This is a genomic window from Hymenobacter ruber, assembly GCF_054783255.1.
Map to the genome: position 1 here is coordinate 122,336 of NZ_BAAGQX010000004.1, position 21,003 is coordinate 143,338.

Here is a 21,003-nt window from a genome sequence, read left to right on the forward strand (position 1 = left end):
AATGTGGCTATAATCCTACATAATACAAAGTTCGCTGAATTAATTCATTAGAAAAAGCCACTTTCGCATTCAGGAAAGGTAAAGCCCGATTATCTTAAATGGAGTTATCTTCATCATGGATAAGTTCAATATTCGGCAATATTTGTTTCGCATAAATAATTTAACTTTTTCAATAAATTATTTCAAGCAGGGCTAATAGGGTCTCAATGCCCATATACTAATTTGAATAGTCACCTATTTGTACACTAAGCCTTTCTACTCGTGATAGGTAGTTGGGCGGACGGGGCGGATTCATCGTTCTGAAATGCCTTCGCAGGAGGAATCCATCCTTTGTCCCGCTCAGAAGTGGTATGGGTTGCCTTGTGATTTTTGGACTGGTGGTTTTTCGGGTACCTTTGCCGGCCGGCCGGCTGCACGTTGCCCATTCGCCGGTTCTTCCTGTATGGACCCAACCGTTTCCCAGACCATCCCCGAAGTCATTCGGACCGTTCCGCTTCAGTACTACGTTTTCTTCGCCTCGGCCCTGTTTGCCATCGGCGTCACAGGCGTGCTGGTGCGGCGCAACGCCATCATCATCTTCATGTGCGTCGAGCTGATGCTCAACGCGGTGAATATTCTGCTGACCGCCTTTTCGGCCTACCGCGCCGACCCCCACGGCCAGATTTTCGTGTTTTTCATCATGGCCGTGGCCGCCGCCGAAGTCTCGGTGGGGCTGGGCATCATTGTCATGATTTACCGCAACTTCCAGACCACTGACGTCAATTTATTGAGCCGCTTGAAGTGGTAAAAAAACGTCTGTCATCCTGAGCGCAGCGAAGGACCTTATCACTGGTGCACGAACTGTTCTTGCTTGATAAGGTCCTTCGCTGCGCTCAGGATGACAGTTCTTTAGCATAGCCAACACCCCATGCAAGAAACCGTTCTCCCCGGCGCCAACGCCCCTTATTCTACGCTCATCTACGTCCTGATTCCGCTGTTGCCGTTTCTGGGCTTTCTGCTGAATGGACTGTTGAACAAGAAGCTTTCCGGCACCGTGGCCGGCCTTATCGGCAGCGCGACCGTGCTGGGCTCGTTCCTGATTTCGGTGATGCTGTTCCTGAATTTCCAGTATCAGTACACCGTGCAGCTGTTCGACTGGATTTCGGTGGGCTCGCTCCAGATTCCCTTTCAGTACCAGATTGACCAGCTCAGCCTGATTATGCTGCTGCTCGTGACAGGCGTGGGCTTTCTTATCCATGTCTACAGCATCGGCTACATGCACCACGACGAGAACGTGGGCAAGTTCTTCAGCTTTCTGAACTTGTTCATATTCAGCATGCTGCTGCTGGTGATGGGGGCCAACTTCGTTATCCTCTTCATCGGTTGGGAAGGCGTGGGCTTGTGCTCCTACCTGCTCATCGGCTTCTGGAACAAGAACACCAGCTACAACAACGCCGCTAAGAAAGCCTTCATCATCAACCGCATCGGTGACCTAGGTTTCCTGCTCGGCATCTTCCTGATTTACCTCACCTTCAACTCGGTGCAGTACGCCGAGGTGTTTCAGAAGGCCAGCCTCGGCCAGTTCGGCACCTATGGCGTGGGCATCTGCACGGCCATTACGCTGCTGCTGTTTGTGGGCGCGATGGGCAAGTCGGCCCAGTTGCCACTCTACACTTGGCTGCCCGATGCCATGGCCGGCCCCACGCCGGTTTCGGCCCTCATTCACGCCGCTACCATGGTAACGGCCGGCATCTACATGGTGTTGCGGGCCAACGTGCTGTTCACCCTCTCGCCCGATACGTTGCAGGTGGTGGCCATTGTGGGTACGGCCACGGCGCTGTTTGCCGCTACTATTGGCCTGGCCCAGAACGATATAAAGAAGGTATTGGCTTACTCCACGGTGTCGCAGCTGGGCTATATGTTCCTGGCGCTGGGCGTGATGGGTTACTCTACGGCTCTGTTCCACGTCCTCACGCACGCTTTCTTCAAGGCGCTGATGTTCCTCGGAGCTGGCTCTGTGATTCATGCCATGAGCAACGAGCAGGACCTGCGCCGCATGGGCGGCCTGCGCAAGGCATTGCCCATCACCTTCCTCACCTTCCTCATCGGCTGCTTGGCCATTTCAGGCATTCCGCCGTTCTCGGGCTTCTTCTCCAAAGATGAAATCCTGGCGCACGCTTTTGAGCACAACAAAGTGCTGTGGGCCATGGGCCTGCTCACCGCTTTCCTGACGGCTTTCTATATGTTCCGCCTGCTGTTCCTGGCTTTCTTTGGCGAGTTCCGGGGCACCGAGGAGCAGAAGCACCACCTGCACGAGTCGCCGGCTTCGATGACGTTTCCGCTCATCGTGTTGGCCATTCTGGCGGCCGTGGGCGGCTTTATGGGCGCGCCCATGTTCACCGGCGGGCACCACTACCTGGCCGAATATCTGGCCCCGATTTTTACCTATTCGCAGCGTATTCTGCCCGAGGCATTCTCGGCCAAGCCCGATGAGCACACCGAACTGATGCTCATGATTGCCTCGGTAGCTGTTGGCTTGCTGGGCATCATTCTGGCCTATGTGATGTACGTGGCCCGCGCCCAGCGTCCGGCCGAAGATGAGGCCCACCGCTCGGGTCCCGAAAGCCTGGTGTACCACAAATACTACATCGACGAGTTGTACAACAACGTGTTCACGCAGCCCATTATGGCGCTTTCGACGGGCCTGTACAAGTTCGTGGAAAACGGCGTTATCAACCCTGTGGTGGGCATTTTCGGCCGCGCAGTGAACGGTGGCGGGGCGCTGCTGCGCTACGTGCAGACCGGGGCCGTGGAGACCTATCTGATACTGATGGTTATCGGGATTGTGTTGATTCTGGGACTAAATTTTGGCCGGTTCTAGAGCCTGAATTTTTAGGATAATAATTGGAAAAGCCGCTTGTGAAAACAAGCGGTTTTTTTGTGTCAGTACCCGCCAAATGGCCGCTTTGAAAGTAGCGCTGGCGAGGCAGATTAAGCTGTTGGAAGCAGAAGAAAGCCAAACATTTTATTTTATAAGTGACTGATTTTTAAAATTATTTTATTTTTCTACTAAATGCCTTCGCCAATAAGCGAGCAACTTTTTTAGCTGGAAGAGGTATAGCTGCTCATCCAACGCGATGATGGGCCAAATGGCTTGCGGCGGATTTCGCATCTATCCCCACACCTAAAATTTATGGTCTCAAAACCTAATCTCCTACGTGGCCTCGCCCTGGGAGCAGTCGTGCTTGGCATGGCCGCTCCGCGTGCTCAGGCCCAAACCGCCGACCGCAAAACGGCGCTCAGTGCCAACATTGGCTTGCTGCAGTACAACGGCAACATGGGTTCCGACTTCTGGAACCGTTCCGGTAACGACCTGATGGTGGGCGGCGGCGGAGCCATAAGCCGCTACCTGTCGCCCACGTTCGACTTGGCCTTGCTCGGCTACTATGAGACCTACAAGTACAGCAGCGAAATCTATTCGGGTAGCAACTTCGATGCCCGCATCGGCATGGTGGACCTTGGCATCAAGCTCAAGCTCAACAACGGCAAGATTCTGAAAGAAGATGCCTTCATTCAGCCTTACCTGATGGGTGGCGGTGGCATGTTCCTGTCCAATACGTCCGGTAATGTGCGCGGCGTAGGTTTTGGTGTTGACCAGATTCGCCGCCCAGAGGTATTTGGCTTGGCCGGCCTGCGGTTCCGCCTCAGCGATGCCGTGTTCCTGGACCTGACTACCAGCCAGCACTACCCCTTTACCGACCGGGTCGACCACCTCAGCGCCGCCAGCGACAAGCTGTACGACCGGTTCCTGCTGCACCAGGTTGGCATCACGGTGGCCCTGGGCAAGATGAAGGACGAAGACAAGGACGGCGTGTCGGACAAGAAGGATAAGTGCCCCGGCACCCCGGCCGGCGTAGCCGTTGACCCCAACGGCTGCCCGCTCGACAAAGACGGCGACGGCGTTCCGGATTACCAAGATAAGTGCCCCGACGTGAAAGGCGTGGCCGCTCTGCAAGGCTGCCCCGACCGTGACGGCGACGGCGTGACCGATGCCGACGATGCTTGCCCCGACACCCCCGGCAAACCTGAGCTGAAAGGCTGCCCCGATGCCGACAACGACGGCGTGATTGACCAGAACGACAAGTGCCCCAACACACCTTCCGGTGTGCAGGTAGATGCCAATGGCTGCCCGCTTGACCGCGACGGCGACGGTGTTCCGGATTACCAGGACCGCTGCCCCAACCGCCCCGGCCCGGCCAGCAACAAAGGCTGCCCCGAGGTGAAAGCTGAGACCAAGAAGCGCCTGCAGGAGGCTACGAAGTACATCAACTTCGAATTCGACAAAGCCGTGTTGCTGCCCAGCTCGTACCCCACGCTGAAGGACCTCGCCAAAATAATGGAAGAGTATCCCGACTACACGCTGAGCATTGCCGGCCACACCGATAGCAAAGGTGCCGACGACTACAACCTGCGCCTCTCGGATGACCGCGCTGCTTCGGCCCGCGCCTACATGCTGAGCCAGGCTGTGCCCGCCGACCGTATCGTGTCGCACGGCTTTGGCGAAACCAAGCCGATTGCTGACAACGCCACCAAAGCTGGTCAGGCCCTGAACCGCCGCGTTGAGTTCGACCTCTACCTCACCGGCGACCCCAATGCCGCCGAGGTGAAGTACGGCCCAGCCCCGACCATCACGCCTGCTCCGCCGAAAGCCGCTCCGGTGAAGAAGGCTCCCGCCAAGAAAGCTCCTGCCCGTAAGGCTCCGGCCAAGCGCAAGTAGCCGACAAGGCTCAGCCCAAGTGGCTGATGAATGAAAAAGGCCCGCTCTCATCGAGCGGGCCTTTTTTTGTGGCTGTTGGCTATTCGCTGGGCTTTCACAAAATTGTAATTGCTTGTGAGGAGTCCCTGCTGATTGATTCCTGATTCAAGCCGCCCGTCAGGACGTTCTGCTGAAGGGTTTTGCTTTTGATGAGAATTAGGTAGGCTACATTGAATAGGTGATGGCCAGATAATACAGCCCGCCCACGCTTGGTCCGCCGAGATAGGTCACGTAGTAATCGTTGAGCACGTTGCTGGCGCCCAGCTTGAAGCGCAGGTTGGGCGCGGGCACGGTGTAGCTGAGTTGGGCATCGAGGGTATGATAGGCGGCCACAGTGCCATTCACCAGGAAGGTTTGGGAATAATAGCCCTGCTGCCAGCGGTAGTTGAAGCCGAAACCGAGGTTTTTGTAGGCGTTTTCGTTGCCCAGGCTCAGATTGTAGGACCAGCGCGGGGTGTTGAAGCCGTCTTCGAGGCCGTCGCCGTTTTCGGTGCGGTCGAGGCGGGTGTAGGTGCTGTTGGCTCCCGCGAGGTAGCCATGGTCCAGCTCGTAGCGCAGGCCCAGCGAGCCGCCGTAGTTATACACCAGGCTCTGCGAATTGGTCCAGAGGCGGTAGCGGGCCTGAGTGGGCGTAGTGCCGGTCAGGTTGGTGTTGTTGAGGGACGTGGCTACGGCCGTGAGGCTGGCATCGGCCGGCAGGGGCGTGCCGCTGCCCGTGGCTACCGGCACGTAGGCTTCCACTTGTGCGATGAAATCGCGGTAGGAATTGTAGTAAAAATCTACATCGACCAGCAGCCGCCCGCCCGGCCCGAAAGTGGCCTTGTAGCCCGCTTCAAGCGAGCGGATGTATTCGGGCTTGATGTAGGTGTAGGGGTTTTTCACCAGCAGGCTTTGGTTAGCGGCAATGGCCTGGGCGCGCGTCTGGGCCGGCGTACCGTTGATGCCCGCCGTTACGGCCGTGTTGAAGCGGTCGATGCTGCTGCGCAAATAGCTGTTCTCAAACACGCCGTCCGACATCACCCGCAGCCCACCAATGCGCTTTACCTGCCCGCTGTTCACGTTGCTGAAACCCTCGAAGAGGCTCGGAAACCGATAGCCGCTCTGGTAGCTGAGGCGGAAATTCTGGCGCGGTGTGGGCGACACCACGGCCGTGAATCGCGGGTTAAATTTCACATCAAAGTAGTCGTTCTTATCGGCCCGTAGCGTGGCCGTGAGGCGCAGCTTTTCGGCAAAAAACCGCCCGCCGGCCTGCACGAAACCGCCCGTTTTGGAGTAGGTCAGGTTGTCGCGGAGCGGGTCTTTGCCGGGGTTGGGGTTGATGAAATAGTTGCCATCCGGCACTACGATGTAGGTGCGGTGGTCGGCCCCGACCAGCAGGTCGAGGTTGGCGGGCAGGTGGGAGCCGCCACGCCGCAGGGCCTCGGCCAGGTTGGCCTGGGCCTCAGCGTGCAGCAGGCTGGCGCGCACGCGCAGGGCCGCGCCCACGTCCCAGTTGTTCACGTCCTGTAGCTGGTTCAGGCGCTGGTTGAAGGCGTCGGTGCCGGGCTGGAGGCGGCCGGCATCGGCGGCAGCGCGGGCGCTGGCCAGGGCCTGGGGCACGGGCTGGCCGGCGGCTGTAGCCGCGTTCCAGGCTGTGGTGAAGTCGCCGTACCAGGTGTTATCCGGCTTGTAGCTGCGGTCGATGTTCTCGCCCATCGAGCGCAGGTTGTAGCTGCGGCCGGTGTTTTCCTGGGTGAAGTAGGCGCGGGTCTGCACTACGGGCGTGGTCAGGCTCAGGGCGTGCTGCTGCAGGCGGTAATCCTGCAGCTGGAAGCGGTTCGAGCGCTGATACACGTTGTCGAAACCGGCCACGCGGTAGGTGTAGGCCAGCTCCGTGCCGGGCCGGAAGCGGTAGTGCAAAGCCGCGTCGGCCTTCAGGGTTTTGAGATTGTAATCGACCAAATCCCGCTCGTCGTAGCCAGTGCGGGCCACCGAGTAGCTCTTGCCGCCCAGGGTGAGGTTGCGGCGGTCCGACGACTCGTTGCCGTAGCGGTTCACCTGGTCGGCGGCCGGGTTGTTGGCGCCAAACAGGCCGGTGCTGGCGTTGCCGTTGGGGTTGATGTCGGTCTGGTCGTTGGCCACCCAGTCGTAGCCGCGCAGGTAGGTGCAGTTCACCTTGAAGGCCAGCTTATCGGGCACCCATACCTTGGCGTAGCGCAGGCTGGTTTCGGAGAAAATTTTGGCCCCGCTATACGGGTCGCTGACGTGGTTAACACCCGTTTTCTGCTGCACGCTCAGGCCTTCGGAATTGAAGGGATTTTTCGTCCGGAAGTTGGCCAGCCCGTTGATGGCGTTCAGCCCGTAGAGCGCGGAGGCCGTGCCGGGCACGACTTCCACCGACATGATATCCAAATCGTTCGGCCCCAACACATTTCCAATCGGCCCACCGATGTGCGGGGCCTGGTTGTCCACGCCATCCACGAGTTGGGCGAAGCGCACGTTGGTGGTATTGGTGAAGCCCCGGGCATTTATCACCTTAAAAGCCAGGCTGGGCGTAATCACCTGCACGCCTTTGAGGTATTCAATGGCATCGAAAAACGACGGTGCGGGCGTGAGGCGCAGCGCACGCGCGTTCAGCTTTTCCACCGTCACCGGCGACTGCAAAAAACTCTCTTCAATTTTGGAAGCAGACACGACTACTTCCTCCAAATCGACTTTTTTACGGGTTGTATCGGCCGGGGCCACGGTTTGGCTATGGGCGGCCATCGCCGGGAGGGCGACGGCCGCAAGCAGCGCTGGGCGGGCGCGACGCGGTAGACATGCAAACATGCAGCAGGGGGAGGGGAAACGGGGTGGTATCAGGCTTAGGGCTGGGCGGCTACCACGCGCAGGCTTTGCACCTGGCGCACGCAGCGGCCCATTTTCTTGTCGTCGGGCACGATGATTTGGTAGGGGCCGGCGGTGGCGGGCAGAGGCTGGCCGTCGCAGCGGTCGGCCAGCAGCACAGAGCTTTGGGCGAAAGCGGGGTCCAGCTCTGCCAGGGCGAATACGGCCTGGTAGCCATCGGCGGCGCTCACCAGCACGTAGTGGGCCATGCCCTTGCGGGGCAGGTCGGGGCCGCGTTTGGTACCGGCCGCCGTGAGCAAGGCGTAGAGCGCCACGCCGGAGTAGGTGCGTTTTTTACCGTCGTGGTCGGGCCGCGTCACTTGCTGGCGCGGGAGCTTGGCCAGCTGTGCCGGGCTCAATAGCACGGACTGGGCGAGGTTGTTGCCGATTACCCGGATGCCCACCGACGCAGGAACCGTTTGGGCCGCTGCTGTCAGCTGTAAGCCACCGCTCAATGCAGTGGCGGTGAGCAACAAGCGAAAGCGGGAAGCAAACGTAGCAGTGAGGAGCATAGAGGCGAGCCGGAGAGTAGCAAGGTCGTTGTGTTTGCAAAGATATAACGACCCGCTCCTCGGCAACTACGCCTGCAACCGGTTTGTTTCGAGGGCCATGAATTCCTGAAAACGGGCTTGCAGGGCTTTAAACGCCACAATGGCTTCTTGACCGGCCTCCGTCACAACGGCCCCGCCGCCTTTGGTGCCGCCGGTTTGGGTGCTCACCAGCGGCGTGGCGGCCTGCGCATTCATGGAACTCACCAAATCCCAGGCGCGCTTGTAGGACATGCCCATGGCCTGCGCAGCCTTCGAGATGGAGCCCAGCGCCGCAATCTGTTCCAGCAGCTCCAGCCGGCCGATGCCGAGGAAGCGGCCGTCGTCGGTTTCGAGCCAGAGGCGGCCGTTGAGGCGGTAGGAGCGGGTGGGCAGCAAGAGGGGTTTCATGGGGCAATGATGGGGGCTTCTCAGATATAGGCTAGCTTCTCAAGTTAAGGAATGAGCGTGAAACCAACTGTTTCATCTGCCGCAAGCGTTTAAAATCAAGTACATTTGATTTAAGCTTTTGCCTTCCCAAAAGCGGGTTCAGTATCGACTTGTTATGGGTGCCTTTATACGGTGTTCTACTGCGTTATTCATTGCCATATTCCTGCTTGGATTTGGGTCGGCGATGGCTCAGCAAACAGTAGATAGTCAGGTTCATAGCGGCAATCTATTGCGTCATTACCGGCTGTATATACCGGCTTCATACCAGCCGGGCAAGCCGGTGCCGCTTTTGCTGAATATTCATGCCTTGTCTTCCAATGACGCCTTTCAGGAATACTACGGTGATTTTCGGCCAATTGCCGATACGGCGAATTTCCTCATCCTCCACCCCAACGGAGAGGTGAATAGCGCCGGCAACCGCATGTGGAATGTGTTTGAGGCGCCCAGTGCTGGTGGCATAGACGATGTAGCGTATCTGTCGGCGCTTATCGACACCATCTGCGCGCGCTACAGCGTCGACAAGAACCGGATTTATAGCACCGGCATGAGCAACGGCGGCTTCATGAGCTACGAGCTGGCTTGCCAGCTAAACGGGCGCATTGCCGCTATTGCCTCCGTGGCGGGCACGCAAAACGTAACCCGCCTGGCGGGGTGCGCGCCCCAGCATCCAACGCCCATTCTAGCCATTCATGGCACTGCCGACGGTGCGGTGCCGTATGAGGGAACAAACCAGATTAATCATTGGGCATCAGTTTCTTCCATTCTCAACTTTTGGATACAGTACAACGGCTGTACGCCCACGCCCAAAGTCACCGCGATGCCGAATATTTCTCAGACCGATAATTCGACGGTTGAGCATCTGGTGTGGGCAAATGGCCGCAATGGTAGTGTCGTCGAGCATTTTCGGGTGCTGGGCGGGGAGCACACCTGGCCCAGCGCCCCTTACATTGCTGGGGTAACCAACTTTGATATCAGTGCGAGCGTCGAAATATGGCGTTTCCTGCGCCGCTATAGCCTCGACAAACTCACGGCCGCTGAGCCGCCGGTGCTAACGGCCGGCCGCGCGCTGGAGGTGTGGCCCATTCCTGCCGATGATGCGGCCTTGCTGTACCTGCGTGCAAACGTGCCAATTCAGCCGGCCGATGTCGTGTTGTTCGACGTGCTGGGCCGGGCGGTGCCGGTGCGGGCCTCCAGCGTAGGGGGCAGCTTGGTGCTGGATGCGCACCAGTGGGCCAAAGGAACCTATTACCTGCAAGTGACGGCTGATAAACAGGTGTACCGCCGGAAGGTGATTAGATAAGCGGCCTGAGCCTTGGGGCCAAGGCGTAATCAGGCGAAAAGTGCCTGCATCTGCCGGGCATTTTCCACGCCCACCGCCCCGATGCCATTGTTGAAATAGAGGTACACTTCGCGCACGCTTTGGGGCGCTTTGATTTCGGCAGCAATGCGCGCCAGAAACTCCGGACTGTAGGGCGATTTATACAACTCCGGCACCCCGTGGAAGCGGTAGTAGATGACATCGGTGTTGGCCACTACTTCGTCGGGTAGCTCCAGGGGCGGCGGGTAGCTCTGGCCTACAAAAGCAATGTGGTGCCGGGCAAGTGTGCGCTGCACCTCACCGTCCCACCAGTTGGGGTGGCGGAATTCGACCACGTTCTGAAAAACCGGGTCGAGGCTGTCGAGCAGTCGTTGGAGCAGCTCCTAGGTGTAGGCGGCTTTGGGCGGTAGCTGGAAGAGTACGGGGCCGAGCTTTTCTTTCAGGCCTTCGGCGACGGTGCCATAAAAATCGGCTAGAATGGCCTGCGCCTCGGCGTTGAATTTCTTGTAGTGCGTGACCTGGCGCGGCGCTTTCACCGCAAACCGGAAGTCGGGCGGGCTTTGGGTGTACCAGGTTTCGAAGGCCTTCAGTGCGGGCATTCGGTAGAAGGTCACGTTCAGCTCCAGGGTGTTGAATTGGGTGCAGTAGTATGCGAACCACTTGCGCGGCGGCAGGCCTTCGGGATAAAAGATGCCCTTCCAGTCGCGGAAAGAAAAGCCGGAACAACCGGTGTAAGGCGTGGAATTCATAGGAGAGACTGGGCAAAGATGCCCGCATCAGGTTCTACGCAGGGCCGTGCCCCCGCGACTGAAGGAGGCACGTACTACCTTTCGGAAGCCGTCAGTCCGAGCAAGTATGAACGAAACAAGTAAGCAGTATTTTCCGGCCCTGACCGGCTTGCGAGCGGTGGCTGCCGCGCTGGTGCTGGCCCACCATTTCAACCCGCTGAATCCGGAAAGAGTGGGCTGGCGGCTGCACAGCCTGGTGGCCGAAATGCACATAGGCGTGACGGTGTTTTTTGTGCTGAGCGGCTTCCTGATTGGCTACCGCTACCTGGGCCAGGAGCGGGTGCCGCTGCGCACCTACTTCGCCAATCGGTTTGCGCGCATCTACCCCATGTATTTCCTGCTGACCACGGCCACGTTTCTCATCATTCACCAGGCCGACCCGGCCAGCAATCTGGGCGATTTCAAAACCTACCTACTTAACATTACCTTCCTGCGGGGGCTGTTTGAGGAGTTTTTGTACACCGGCATCAAGCAGGGCTGGTCGCTGACGGTGGAGGAAATGTTCTACGTATCGGCGCCGCTGGCTTTCTGGCTCATCCGGCGCAACGCGCGGTGGCTGGGGGCGCTGCCGCTGGGGCTGGGGCTGCTGGGGGTGGGGCTGGTGCTGGTATGCCGGGGGCAGGCGTGGCACGGGTTTTTCGGCTCATTCGATTTTCTGTTTCAGTTCACCTACCTGGGCCGGGCGGTGGAGTTTTTTGTGGGCGTGGCGCTGGCGTGGTGGCTGCGGCGGCCGGGCACGCACGCGGCGCCGCGCTTTCTCACGTACTACGGGCTGGCCGGCTGCGCGCTGTGCCTGGGGGGGCTGAGTCTGCTGCACGGCCCGGCAATCGGGGCGTTCGGGGTGATGCAGCCGGTGGGCATGCTGCTCAACAACGTCCTGCTGCCGCTGCTGGGCATCGGGCCGCTGCTGTGGGGATTGGTGCGGGAAACCACCTGGCTGAGCCGCCTGCTCAGCAGCCCGCCGCTGCTGGTGCTGGGCAAAAGCTCCTACGTATTCTACTTGCTGCACATGGGCGTGCTGCAGCATCTGGTTCATAATGCGTTGCAGAGCGATGTGCTGACCGTGCTGGCGCTGTACGCGGTATCCATTGTCCTGTACTGGCTGGTGGAGGAGCCGCTCAACCACTGGCTGCGGCGTGTGCTGCGCCAGCCGGCCCGGTCCGTGGCCGCGCTGGCCTGATAAAGGCGAAGTTTAACGGGCCTGAACTGACTTCACTTCTTATGTCCATCATCGACAAAATAGCCTGGCTGCACCTGCGCAACGGCGAAGTGCTGAGCACCCGCAGCCACGGCAAAGACCGGTACTACTTCCCCGGCGGCAAGCGCGAGCCCGGCGAAACCGATGCCCAAACCCTGCTGCGCGAAATCGAAGAGGAGCTGACCGTGGCCCTCGACCCGGCCAGCCTGGCGCACGCCGGCACGTTTGAGGCGCCCGCCCATGGGCATCCGGCGGGCGTGCAGGTACGCATGGCCTGCTACTACGCCCGCTACACCGGCACGCTGCAGCCGGCCGCCGAAATTGCGGAAGTGACGTGGCTGACCTACCGGCACCGGGCGCAGGTATCAGCCGTGGACCAACTGATTTTTGACTGGCTGAAGAAACAGGGCATGCTAGCCGACTGAAGCCGGTGGCAAGCTGAGTCGCAACCAATTCGCCATCCGGAAGTAAAAATGACTGCCCCTGCACGGCCCCACCGGCTGCGCGGGCTCATCCACTTCTCCGCGCTATGATGTCGAAAAACGTTCCGTTCCTGTTGGCCGGCCTGGGCCTACTGGCTGCCTGCGGTGGCCCCAGCAAACAGGAAAAACAGGAGGCCGCCGCCAACACGCCGGCCCAAACCGTGGCCACGCCCGCCGCCGATTCGGTGAGACTGCCCGCGCCCTACGCCACTAAATCCGTCACCAATCGGGTGAACATCCAGCCCTGGCCGGCCGGCAAAACGCCCGTGGCTCCCGCCGGCTTCACGGTGGCCGAGTATGCCGGCAAGCTGGACAGCCCACGTTGGATGTACGTGGCCCCCAACGGCGACGTACTGGTGGCCGAAGCCAGCACCGTGCCCATGAGCATGACCAAAAAAGTGGCCGCCGAGCTCAAATTGGACAAGTCCCGCTCGCTGCGCGACCACAGCGCCAACCGCATCACGCTGCTGCGCGACACCAATCACGACGGTACGCCCGACCTCCGCACCACCTTTCTGGCAGGCCTCAGCCAGCCGTTTGGGATGCTGATTATGGGCAATAATTTCTACGTGGCCAACACCAATGGCGTGCTGCGCTTCCCCTACCAGCCCGGCGCTACCAAAATCACGGGCTCGGGCCAGCGCATTCTCGACCTGCCCAAGGGCGGCTACAACAACCACTGGACCCGCAACCTGCTGGCCGCGCCCGACGGCTCTAAAATCTACGTGACGGTGGGCTCGGGCAGCAACGTGCAGGAGCACGGGGCCGAGAACGAGGTGCGCCGCGCCAATATTCTCCAGTTTAACCCCGACGGCACGGGCGAGAAAGTATTCGCCAGCGGCCTGCGCAATCCCATTGGCCTGCAGTGGCAGCCCGGCACCGGCAAGCTCTGGGCCGTGGTGAATGAGCGCGACGAGCTGGGCGATGAGCTAGTGCCTGATTACTTCACCAGCGTAACGGAGGGCGGTTTCTACGGCTGGCCCTACTCGTACTACGGCCAGAACGAGGAGCCCCGCCGCAAAAACGAGCGGCCCGACCTAGTCAAAAAAGCCCTGGTTCCCGATGTACCGTTGGGGGCGCATGTAGCCGCCCTCGGCCTCACATTTTATGATAAAGACGCTTTCCCCGCCAAGTACCGCAACGGCGCTTTTATTGGCGAGCACGGCTCCTGGAACCGCACGCAGTTTTCGGGTTACAAAGTAGTTTTTGTGCCTTTCGCCAACGGCAAGCCCGGCAAACCGGAGGACTTCCTCACCGGCTTCCTGGCCGGCGGCGATACGAAGGACGCCTATGGCCGCCCCGTGGGCGTGACCACGCTACCCGACGGCTCCCTGCTGGTGGCCGACGACGCGGCCGACAAAATATGGCGCGTGAGCGTTGCTAAATAAGCTTCACTTTACGGCCGGCACGGGCTGCTGGTAGTACAGCCGGGGCGTTTTGATGATGCCCCATTGTTGCATCATCGCGGTATTAATGTCCGAGTTGTGATAGTCGGTGAGCGGCTCCCAACTCATGAGGTTACAGTCGGAGGGTAGGAGCACCACCGGCTCGGTTGACTGGGCCAGCGTGGTGAAAAGCTGCCGTTCGCAGGTGTTGAAGTCGCGGGCGCGGGGCTTGTCGGCCACCGTGAAAAGAGCCGCAAAAACGGCTATAGCCGCCGCGTAGCGCCGCCGGGCCCCGGCCGGCAGGTGCGTGAGCAGGTAGTAGCTCGAAAAGGCAAAACAGCCAATCATGCCGACCAGAATGGGCAGAATACTGTCGCGCCGGATGACGTTTTCCCGGTAGGCGCGGTAGCCGCCCAGCGGCAGCAGCAGCATATACACCAGTGCAAACACCCCCAGCCATTGCAGGGCCTGCTGGGCCTTGGCCCCCAGGGGGGTGCGCACTGAACGCGCTATCAACCAGGCATTCACCAGCAACATGATGAGCAGCAGCGGCAAGCCCAGCTTGCCCGTGAGTTCATCGTAGACCCCAAACGGCAACCGGGCGTAGCGCTCGGGCATCGGGATGCCCGCCCATAGATTTTCGGAGTTATTCCGGCCGATGTAGAGCGAGTACAGGCTCAGGACGCTGAACAAGGCAAACAGGCTGAGCGTGCGCCAGGGCAGCGCCCCCACGGCCACCGCCGCCCGCCGGAACCAGTTCATGCCATTGGCCAGCCCCGCGAAGTGCCCGCGCCAGGCCAGCAGCAGCGCCGTGGGGCACACCAGCAGCACCACGGCCGGAATAACTGGCCCATTCAGCGCCAGCACCACCACCAGCCCCAGCAGCCCCGCGTACTCCAGCGCCGACAAGCGCAACGGCGTGCCGTGCAGCGCCGCTCGCAAAAACGGCAGGAAAAACAGCAGCAGCAAGCTCATGGGCAGCGCGTAGAAGGCCGCATACGTCACCGACCAGTCGATGACGCCCATCTGGCCGCCGTAGCCCTCGGCCTGGAGCAGCGGCGTAATTAATGCCGCCGCCAGCAGGAATTTCCGGCCCAGCACGTTGCGTGAATTGCTGATGGCCACGGCCAGCACGTACACCAGCAGCATGTGCACAACCAGTTTCAGCAGGGCGCAGGCCGCGTACACGCTATCGAGAGGGCTCAGCACGCCTTGTAGCAGCCGGGGCACGTGCCGGAAATATTCGTGCAAAAAAAGGTGCGCGAAAAACCGGTTCGGGGCCGGGTAAATTTCGTGCCCCAGCAGGGCCCGCAGCCCAAACGGGTCGTGCAGCACGGTACTGTAGGCTTTACCGGGAGCTACGATGGGGGCTAGGTCGCCATCAAGAGGAAACTGAAAATACTGCCAGCCGGAGTACGCTAAATCGCCAATCAGAAAAAGGAGCAGGAGATAATGCCAGTTTCGTTTCAGCATATAGCGCAAGTTGGGGGTAGAAGGTGACCGGCCACCGCGGCCCGGGCCGGCCAAATTACGGCAGCCTGCGCCGGGAAGCCCCCAAACCCTACGCCAGGCCGCGCGTGATGCCCATTTCCAGGCCGCGCAATTCGGCCAGCCCGCGCAGGCGGCCGATGGCCGAGTAGCCGGGGTTGGTTTTCTTGTGGAGGTCGTCGAGCATCTGGTGGCCGTGGTCGGGGCGCATGGGCAGGCTCACATTGCGCTGGCGCATGACCAGGATGAGCTCGCGCATCACGGCGTACATGTCCACATCGCCTTCAAGGTGGTTGGCTTCGTAGAAATTGCCCTCCGCGTCGCGCTGGGTGCTGCGCAGGTGGATGAAGTGAATGCGCCCGGCAAACTGCCGCACCATGGCCGGCAGGTCGTTATCGGCCCGCACCCCGAAAGAGCCGGTGCAAAAGCACAGGCCGTTGGCCGGCGAAGGCACGGCCGCTGCCAGTGCGGCTACGTCCTCGGCGGTGCTCACCACACGCGGCAGGCCCAGGATGGGGTAGGGCGGGTCGTCGGGGTGAATGGCGAGGTTAATTCCAACCCGCTCGGCTACCGGCACCACGGCCTGCAAAAATAGAATCAGATGCTCGCGCAGCTTAGCAGCGTCAATACCCTCGTAGGCATCGAGCGCCTGCTGGAATTTTTCCAGGGTAAAGCTCTCCTCGCTGCCCGGCAGGCCGGCGATGATGTTGCGCTGAAGCAGCTGTTTCTCCTCGGCGCTCATGGCGGCGAAGCGGGCTTCGGCGTTGCTTAATTCCTCGGGCGTGTAGTCCTGGGCAGCATTCCGGCGCTTCAGCAGCTGCGTATCGAAGGCTACGAAAGCGGCTTTTTCGAAGCGCAAGGCTTTGGAGCCGTCCTCCACTTCGTAGGCTAAATCGGTGCGCGTCCAGTCCAGTACGGGCATGAAATTATATGTCACCGTGAAGATGCCGCAGGCCGCCAGGTTGCGCAGCGACTCCTGATAATTGGTGATATAATGCGGAAAATTGCCGGTGCGGGTTTTAATGTTTTCGTGCACGGGCACGCTTTCCACCACGCTCCACGTGAGGCCGGCGGCGCGCACGATTTCCTGGCGTTTTTTGATTTCCGCCACCGTCCAGACCTCGCCGTTGGGGATGTGGTGCAGGGCCGTCACCACATCGGTAGCGCCGGCCTGGCGGATGTCGGCGAGGCTCACAGGGTCGTTGGGGCCGTACCAGCGCCAGCTTTGGATAATGGGCATTGTTGGTTGAGGGTATTGTTTATTGGAACGTTATGCAGAGCGCAGCGAAGCATCTTTACCGCCGCCACCAATCCTTTCGATTGAGTTAATAATGAGGTAAAGATGCTTCGCTACGCTCTGCATGACGGCCTGTTATTGTTCATAAATGAACCTATTACACGCCGCTGTAAGCATTGAAACCGCCATCGACCACCACCGTTTCGCCGTTCACAAACCGCGAGGCGTTGCTGAGCAGGTAAATCAGCGTACCCGTCAGTTCCTCCGGCTCGCCGAAGCGCTGGAAGGGCGTGTGGCTAATGAATTTGGTGGCCCGCTCGGTGGGCGAGCCGTCGGCGGCGATGAGCAGGTCGCGGTTTTGCTCGGTGAGGAACACGCCCGGCGCGATGGCATTCATGCGGATGCCGCCCCCATAGCGCAGGCCCAACTCGGTGGCCATCCAGCGGGTGTAGCCCTCGATGGCAGTTTTGGCCATTGTGTAGCCCATCACGCGGGTGAGGGGCCGCTGAGCCGTGAGCGAGGAAATATTGACAATGGAGCCCGTGCCCTGGTCGGCCATCACGCGCCCGAATACGGTGGTCGGAATCACGGTGCCGAACAGGTTCAAATCAACGGCCCGGCGGGTGTCCTCAATGCCCACGTCGAATAGGTTTTGGGCGGGCCCAACCGTGGCACCCGGCATATTGCCGCCAGCGGCGTTTACCAGTCCGTCAATGCGGCCCCAGGTGCTCATTATTTTATCGCAGGCCGCGTTCATCTGGGCCACGTCGAGCACGTCGGCCAGCACCACCAGCGCCTCGCCGCCAATGGCGCGGATGGCGGCGGCGCGGGCTTCGGCCCGCTCGGTGTTGCGGCCCAAGATGGCCACTTTGGCCCCGGCCTCCGCTACGGCCAGCGACATGGATGCGCCCAGCACGCCAGTGGCCCCGGTGATGATGACGACTTTATCTTTTAATGAGAACTGGGAAAGGGAAGGCATAAAATAGGGGTAGGAGCGGGGCTTGTCCCCGCCCGTCGTTGAACGGAACTGTTATTTTGGCGCGACCGTGCGGGCGGGGACAAGCCCTACCCCTACAGCAGTTCCAGGTTTCCTTCGAGCCGGATATCGTCCGAAGCGCTGCCGACCATGAGGTTGAATTTGCCGGGCTCGGCCGCCCACTCCAGTCTGGAGTTGTAGAAGGCCAGCTTGTCCTTGTCGATGGTGAACGTCACGGTTTTGCTTTCGCCGGGCTTGAGGCTGATTTTGCGGAAATCCTTGAGCTCTTTGAGCGGCCGGGCCACGGAGGCCACGGGGTCGCGGAGGTAGAGCTGGGTGACTTCTTCGCCGGCCACTTTGCCGGTGTTGGTGAGCGTGAAAGTCACTTGGGCCGCCTCGCCCGCTTTCAATTGGGACTGGCTGATTTTCAGGTCTGAATACTTGAACGTGGTGTAGCTCAGGCCGTAGCCGAAGGCGTAGCGCGGCGTGTTGGGCGCGTCGATGTAGGCCGATTTGTAGCGGATATCGCCGGGCTTGGTGATGGGGCGGCCGGTGTTGTACTGCTGGTTGTAGGCAATGGGAATCTGGCCCACGGCGCGAGGGAAGGTGATGGGCAGCTTGCCGGCGGGATTGTAGTCGCCGTAGAGCACATCGGCCAGCGCGGTGCCGCCTTCCGAGCCGGGCCACCAGGCGTAGAGAATGGCATCGGCCTGCTCGGATATGGCGTCGAAAATCAGCGGCCGGCCGCCGAAGACGACCACGGCCACGGGCTTGCCAGTGGCTTTCAGGGCTTTGAAAAGCTCTTCCTGCACGCCGGGGAGGTGGATGTCGGTGCGCGACTTGGCTTCGCCGCTCATGTCCCAGGTTTCGCCCACGGCCAGCACAATTACGTCGGCGTTTTTGGCGGTGGCAATGGCCTGCTCGAAACCGGCGCGGGAATCTCCCGCAACGTTGCAGCCCTTGGCGTAGAGCAGCTCGGTGGTTTTGCCCGCACGCTGGCGCAGGCCGTCGTAGAGCGAGGTAATGCGGGTGGTGTCGCTGTCCACGGCCCAGCTGCCGTTGAGGTCGCGCCGGGATTTGGCGATGGGGCCGATGAGCGCAATTTTGCGCAGCGTTTTGGTGAGCGGCAGGGTGGCGTTTTCGTTCTTCAGCAGGACCAGGGATTTCTGGGCCATCTGGCGGGCGGCGGCGCGGTTTTGCGGGTCGCCCAAGACTTGCTTTTCGCGTTTCTCGTCTGAGAATTTGTAGGGGTCGTCGAACAGGCCGAGCTCGAATTTCTTGCGCAGAATGCGGCGCACGGCGTCATCCACCAAGCCGATATTCACCTTGCCGTCCGTTACCAGCTTTGCCAGTTTCTGATGGTAGGCGTCGCTTTCCATGTCCATGTCGGAACCGGCAGTGATGGCCTTTTGGGCGGCGTCGGTTTTGTCGGCCGCGTAGCCCCAGTTGGCCAGCTCGCCAATGGAGCCCCAGTCGCTCACCACGAAGCCGGGATATCTCCACTGGCCTTTCAGAATGTCGCGCTGCAAATAAGCGTTGCCGGTGGCCGGGATGCCGTTCAGGGTGTTGAAGGAGTTCATGAACGTGGCCACGCCGGCTTCGGCGGCGGCGCGGAAGGGCGGCAGGTAGGTCTCCCAAAGCTGCTGCTCGCTGATGTCCACGGCGTTGTATTCGCGGCCGGCGGTGGCGGCCCCGTAGGCCGCAAAGTGCTTGGCGCAGGCCATTATGGCATCGGTGCCGCCCAGTTTTTCGCCCTGGAAGCCCAGCACGCGGGCTTTGGCAATCTGAGAGCCGAGGTAGGTGTCTTCGCCGGCTCCCTCCATCACGCGGCCCCAGCGCGGGTCGCGGCCCACGTCCACCATCGGCGCGAAGGTCCAGTGAATGCCGGACGCGGCGGCCTCCTTGGCGGCTACGTGCGCGCCCAGCCGAATAGCGTCCAGGTCCCAGGAGGCCGACTCACCCAGCGGGATGGGGAAGGTGGTTTGGTAGCCGTGAATGACGTCGAGGCTGAACAGCAGCGGGATATGCAGGCGCGATTCCAGCGCCACGGCCTGGATTTCGCGGGTGTCCTTCACGCCCTTCACGTTCAGCATTGAGCCCACTTGTCCGGCGCGGATGCTGCTGAGCAGCGTGTTCTTACGGTCGCTGGCCGGGCCGGTCACCTCGCGGCCCGAGTATTGGTTGAGCTGGCCCACTTTTTCCTCCAGCGTCATCTGGGCGAGCAAATCGGACACGCGCCGCTCAACGTCGGCAGGGCTGGCGGTGGTGGCCGCTGGCACCGGTTTTTTCTTTTGCGCCACCGCGACGGTGCCGGGCAACAGGCCCAGCAACAGCAGCGGCAACAGGGGCTTAGGAAACGAAAGAGTCATTTAGGTACGATGAAAAGCCGCCGCAGCAGCTGGAAAAAGGGTTTGTGCATTCTGGCGACCACCGGCCACAGCCGCCCCGGCCGGGGCCTCAGTCATACGTTCCCACCATTCTCGTGAGGCGCAGTTCCGGCCGGGAGGGCTGTTTTTCGGACTCCGGTACGGCCAGCGGCCACCAGATAAGCACAGGGATTTCCGGGCGGACCCGAGGAATCAGGAAATGGGGAAAGAGTAGGTTTTGCGAAAGGATAATGGGCTTAGTGCATGCGCCGGGCCGGGCGTTGCAGCTGCTGCATGGCCGCCGCGTAGCGCTGGCCCAGCTGCCGGGCCGAAACGGCGTTGAAATGGGTGTGGTCGCCGATATCAGCCGTGCCCTCGGCGGTGATGAAGGCGTAGTGCGGCACCTGTTTTTGCAGCCCGGCCACGGCTTGGTTGATGCGCACGGCCGATTCGTTGATTTGGGGCCGGCCGTCGGGGCCGGTTTTGTTAAGCTGAAAAGCCGGCAGCTGCCCGGCCACGAAAGGCACGTTGGGAGCCTGCAAATCCTCGCGCAGCTGCTTGATGAGAATCTTCAGTTTCTGCTGATACAGGGCGCTTTTTTCGGGGCTGCTGTCCGACTCGCCCTGGTGCCAGATGATGCCGGCCAGCATACCTGCTTGCAGGGCCGTGCGGGTGCGGGCCAGCGCATCGTCGTAAGGGTGGGTTTTGGTGTCGGCGAAGTAGGCCCCGGGCGTCCAGGCATCAATGCCCGAGCCGCCCACCGCGCACGGAATCAATCCTATGGAAACGCTGGTGTCCGGCGCGGCCATGAGGCGGCCGAACGTCAGCCCCGGCCCCACGCCGGCAATGGTTTTATCGAAATGAATCGGGTCTTTGGCGACTTCCCACTGCCCGGCCGGGTTCAGGCGCAGCACATGGCGGTTGGGCACGGTATCCTGAGCTTCCACGAGGCCGCGCCCGGCCATGTTCGACTGCCCAATGAGCAGGTAGAGCTGGAATTTCTCCTGGCGGGCTGGCGGGCTTACCACTTGGCGGAGGCGGGGTTTCAGCGCTTGCGCCCGCAGGCCGGCCGCTGGCAGCAGGGCCAGGAGCAGGAGGTGCAGCAGGAACAAGCGCGTGATTTTCATG

General features: G+C 60.7%; 15 protein-coding genes and 1 pseudogene. 7 read left to right on the forward strand and 9 right to left on the reverse strand.

All coding sequences use genetic code 11. The features are described 5' to 3' along the window. Positions 1–442 precede the first annotated feature (442 nt). From nuoK to ACYVM5_RS11060, 3 genes are all read left to right on the forward strand, one after another. Positions 443–787: an NADH-quinone oxidoreductase subunit NuoK gene (gene nuoK / locus ACYVM5_RS11050; RefSeq protein ID WP_460618170.1), complete on the forward strand. Its 345-nt coding sequence runs from the start codon at positions 443–445 to the stop codon at positions 785–787. Positions 788–907: 120 nt separating this feature from the next. Further along, on the forward strand, positions 908–2,860 hold the full coding sequence (gene nuoL / locus ACYVM5_RS11055; protein ID WP_460618171.1) for an NADH-quinone oxidoreductase subunit L: 1,953 nt from the start codon (positions 908–910) through the stop codon (positions 2,858–2,860). 312 nt (positions 2,861–3,172) lie between these two features. After that, positions 3,173–4,756 (forward strand): OmpA family protein, encoded by a 1,584-nt coding sequence (locus tag ACYVM5_RS11060; RefSeq protein WP_460618172.1) that lies wholly within the window; start codon positions 3,173–3,175, stop codon positions 4,754–4,756. A gap of 204 nt (positions 4,757–4,960) precedes the next feature. On the opposite strand, the gene ACYVM5_RS11065 is transcribed toward ACYVM5_RS11060, so the two are convergent. The 3 genes from ACYVM5_RS11065 to ACYVM5_RS11075 all read right to left on the reverse strand — a co-directional run bounded on the left by ACYVM5_RS11065 (position 4,961) and on the right by ACYVM5_RS11075 (position 8,598). Further along, entirely contained in the window at positions 4,961–7,540 is a 2,580-nt protein-coding gene (locus ACYVM5_RS11065; RefSeq protein ID WP_460618173.1) for a TonB-dependent receptor, read from the reverse strand. Between the two features lie 98 nt (positions 7,541–7,638). After that, on the reverse strand, positions 7,639–8,172 hold the full coding sequence (locus ACYVM5_RS11070; protein ID WP_460618174.1) for a molybdopterin-dependent oxidoreductase: 534 nt from the start codon (positions 8,170–8,172) through the stop codon (positions 7,639–7,641). Positions 8,173–8,238: 66 nt separating this feature from the next. Continuing rightward, on the reverse strand, positions 8,239–8,598 hold the full coding sequence (locus ACYVM5_RS11075) for a winged helix-turn-helix domain-containing protein (protein WP_460618175.1): 360 nt from the start codon (positions 8,596–8,598) through the stop codon (positions 8,239–8,241). A 223-nt stretch (positions 8,599–8,821) separates the two neighbouring features. On the opposite strand from ACYVM5_RS11075, the gene ACYVM5_RS11080 reads away from it, so the two are divergent. Then, entirely contained in the window at positions 8,822–9,937 is a 1,116-nt protein-coding gene (locus ACYVM5_RS11080; protein ID WP_460618176.1) for an extracellular catalytic domain type 1 short-chain-length polyhydroxyalkanoate depolymerase, read from the forward strand. A 29-nt stretch (positions 9,938–9,966) separates the two neighbouring features. Here the strand turns inward: ACYVM5_RS11080 and ACYVM5_RS11085 are convergent. Further along, positions 9,967–10,704 (reverse strand): annotated as a pseudogene (locus ACYVM5_RS11085) (DUF72 domain-containing protein). Between the two features lie 106 nt (positions 10,705–10,810). Between ACYVM5_RS11085 and ACYVM5_RS11090 the strand changes: the two are divergent. The 3 genes from ACYVM5_RS11090 to ACYVM5_RS11100 all read left to right on the forward strand — a co-directional run bounded on the left by ACYVM5_RS11090 (position 10,811) and on the right by ACYVM5_RS11100 (position 13,811). Next, positions 10,811–11,923, forward strand: coding sequence for an acyltransferase family protein (locus tag ACYVM5_RS11090; protein ID WP_460618177.1), 1,113 nt, complete (start codon positions 10,811–10,813; stop codon positions 11,921–11,923). Positions 11,924–11,964: 41 nt separating this feature from the next. After that, positions 11,965–12,366, forward strand: a complete 402-nt coding sequence (locus ACYVM5_RS11095) for an NUDIX hydrolase (protein ID WP_460618178.1) — start codon at positions 11,965–11,967, stop codon at positions 12,364–12,366. 107 nt (positions 12,367–12,473) lie between these two features. Beyond that, positions 12,474–13,811: a PQQ-dependent sugar dehydrogenase gene (locus ACYVM5_RS11100; RefSeq protein ID WP_460620184.1), complete on the forward strand. Its 1,338-nt coding sequence runs from the start codon at positions 12,474–12,476 to the stop codon at positions 13,809–13,811. A gap of 3 nt (positions 13,812–13,814) precedes the next feature. Here ACYVM5_RS11100 and ACYVM5_RS11105 read toward each other — a convergent pair whose 3' ends face one another. The 5 genes from ACYVM5_RS11105 to ACYVM5_RS11125 form a co-directional block, all read right to left on the reverse strand. Next, positions 13,815–15,281, reverse strand: coding sequence for a hypothetical protein (locus ACYVM5_RS11105; RefSeq protein ID WP_460618179.1), 1,467 nt, complete (start codon positions 15,279–15,281; stop codon positions 13,815–13,817). 88 nt (positions 15,282–15,369) lie between these two features. Then, positions 15,370–16,536 carry a mannonate dehydratase gene (gene uxuA, locus ACYVM5_RS11110; protein ID WP_460618180.1) on the reverse strand — a complete coding sequence of 389 codons (1,167 nt, stop codon included), beginning with the start codon at positions 16,534–16,536 and terminating at the stop codon, positions 15,370–15,372. A gap of 154 nt (positions 16,537–16,690) precedes the next feature. After that, positions 16,691–17,512 (reverse strand): SDR family oxidoreductase, encoded by an 822-nt coding sequence (locus ACYVM5_RS11115; protein WP_460618181.1) that lies wholly within the window; start codon positions 17,510–17,512, stop codon positions 16,691–16,693. Between the two features lie 92 nt (positions 17,513–17,604). Further along, on the reverse strand, positions 17,605–19,878 hold the full coding sequence (bglX, locus tag ACYVM5_RS11120; protein WP_460618182.1) for a glycoside hydrolase family 3 protein: 2,274 nt from the start codon (positions 19,876–19,878) through the stop codon (positions 17,605–17,607). A gap of 254 nt (positions 19,879–20,132) precedes the next feature. Next, complete coding sequence (locus tag ACYVM5_RS11125) at positions 20,133–21,002, reverse strand: sialate O-acetylesterase (protein ID WP_460618183.1); 870 nt, start codon at positions 21,000–21,002, stop codon at positions 20,133–20,135. Position 21,003 lies beyond the last annotated feature (1 nt).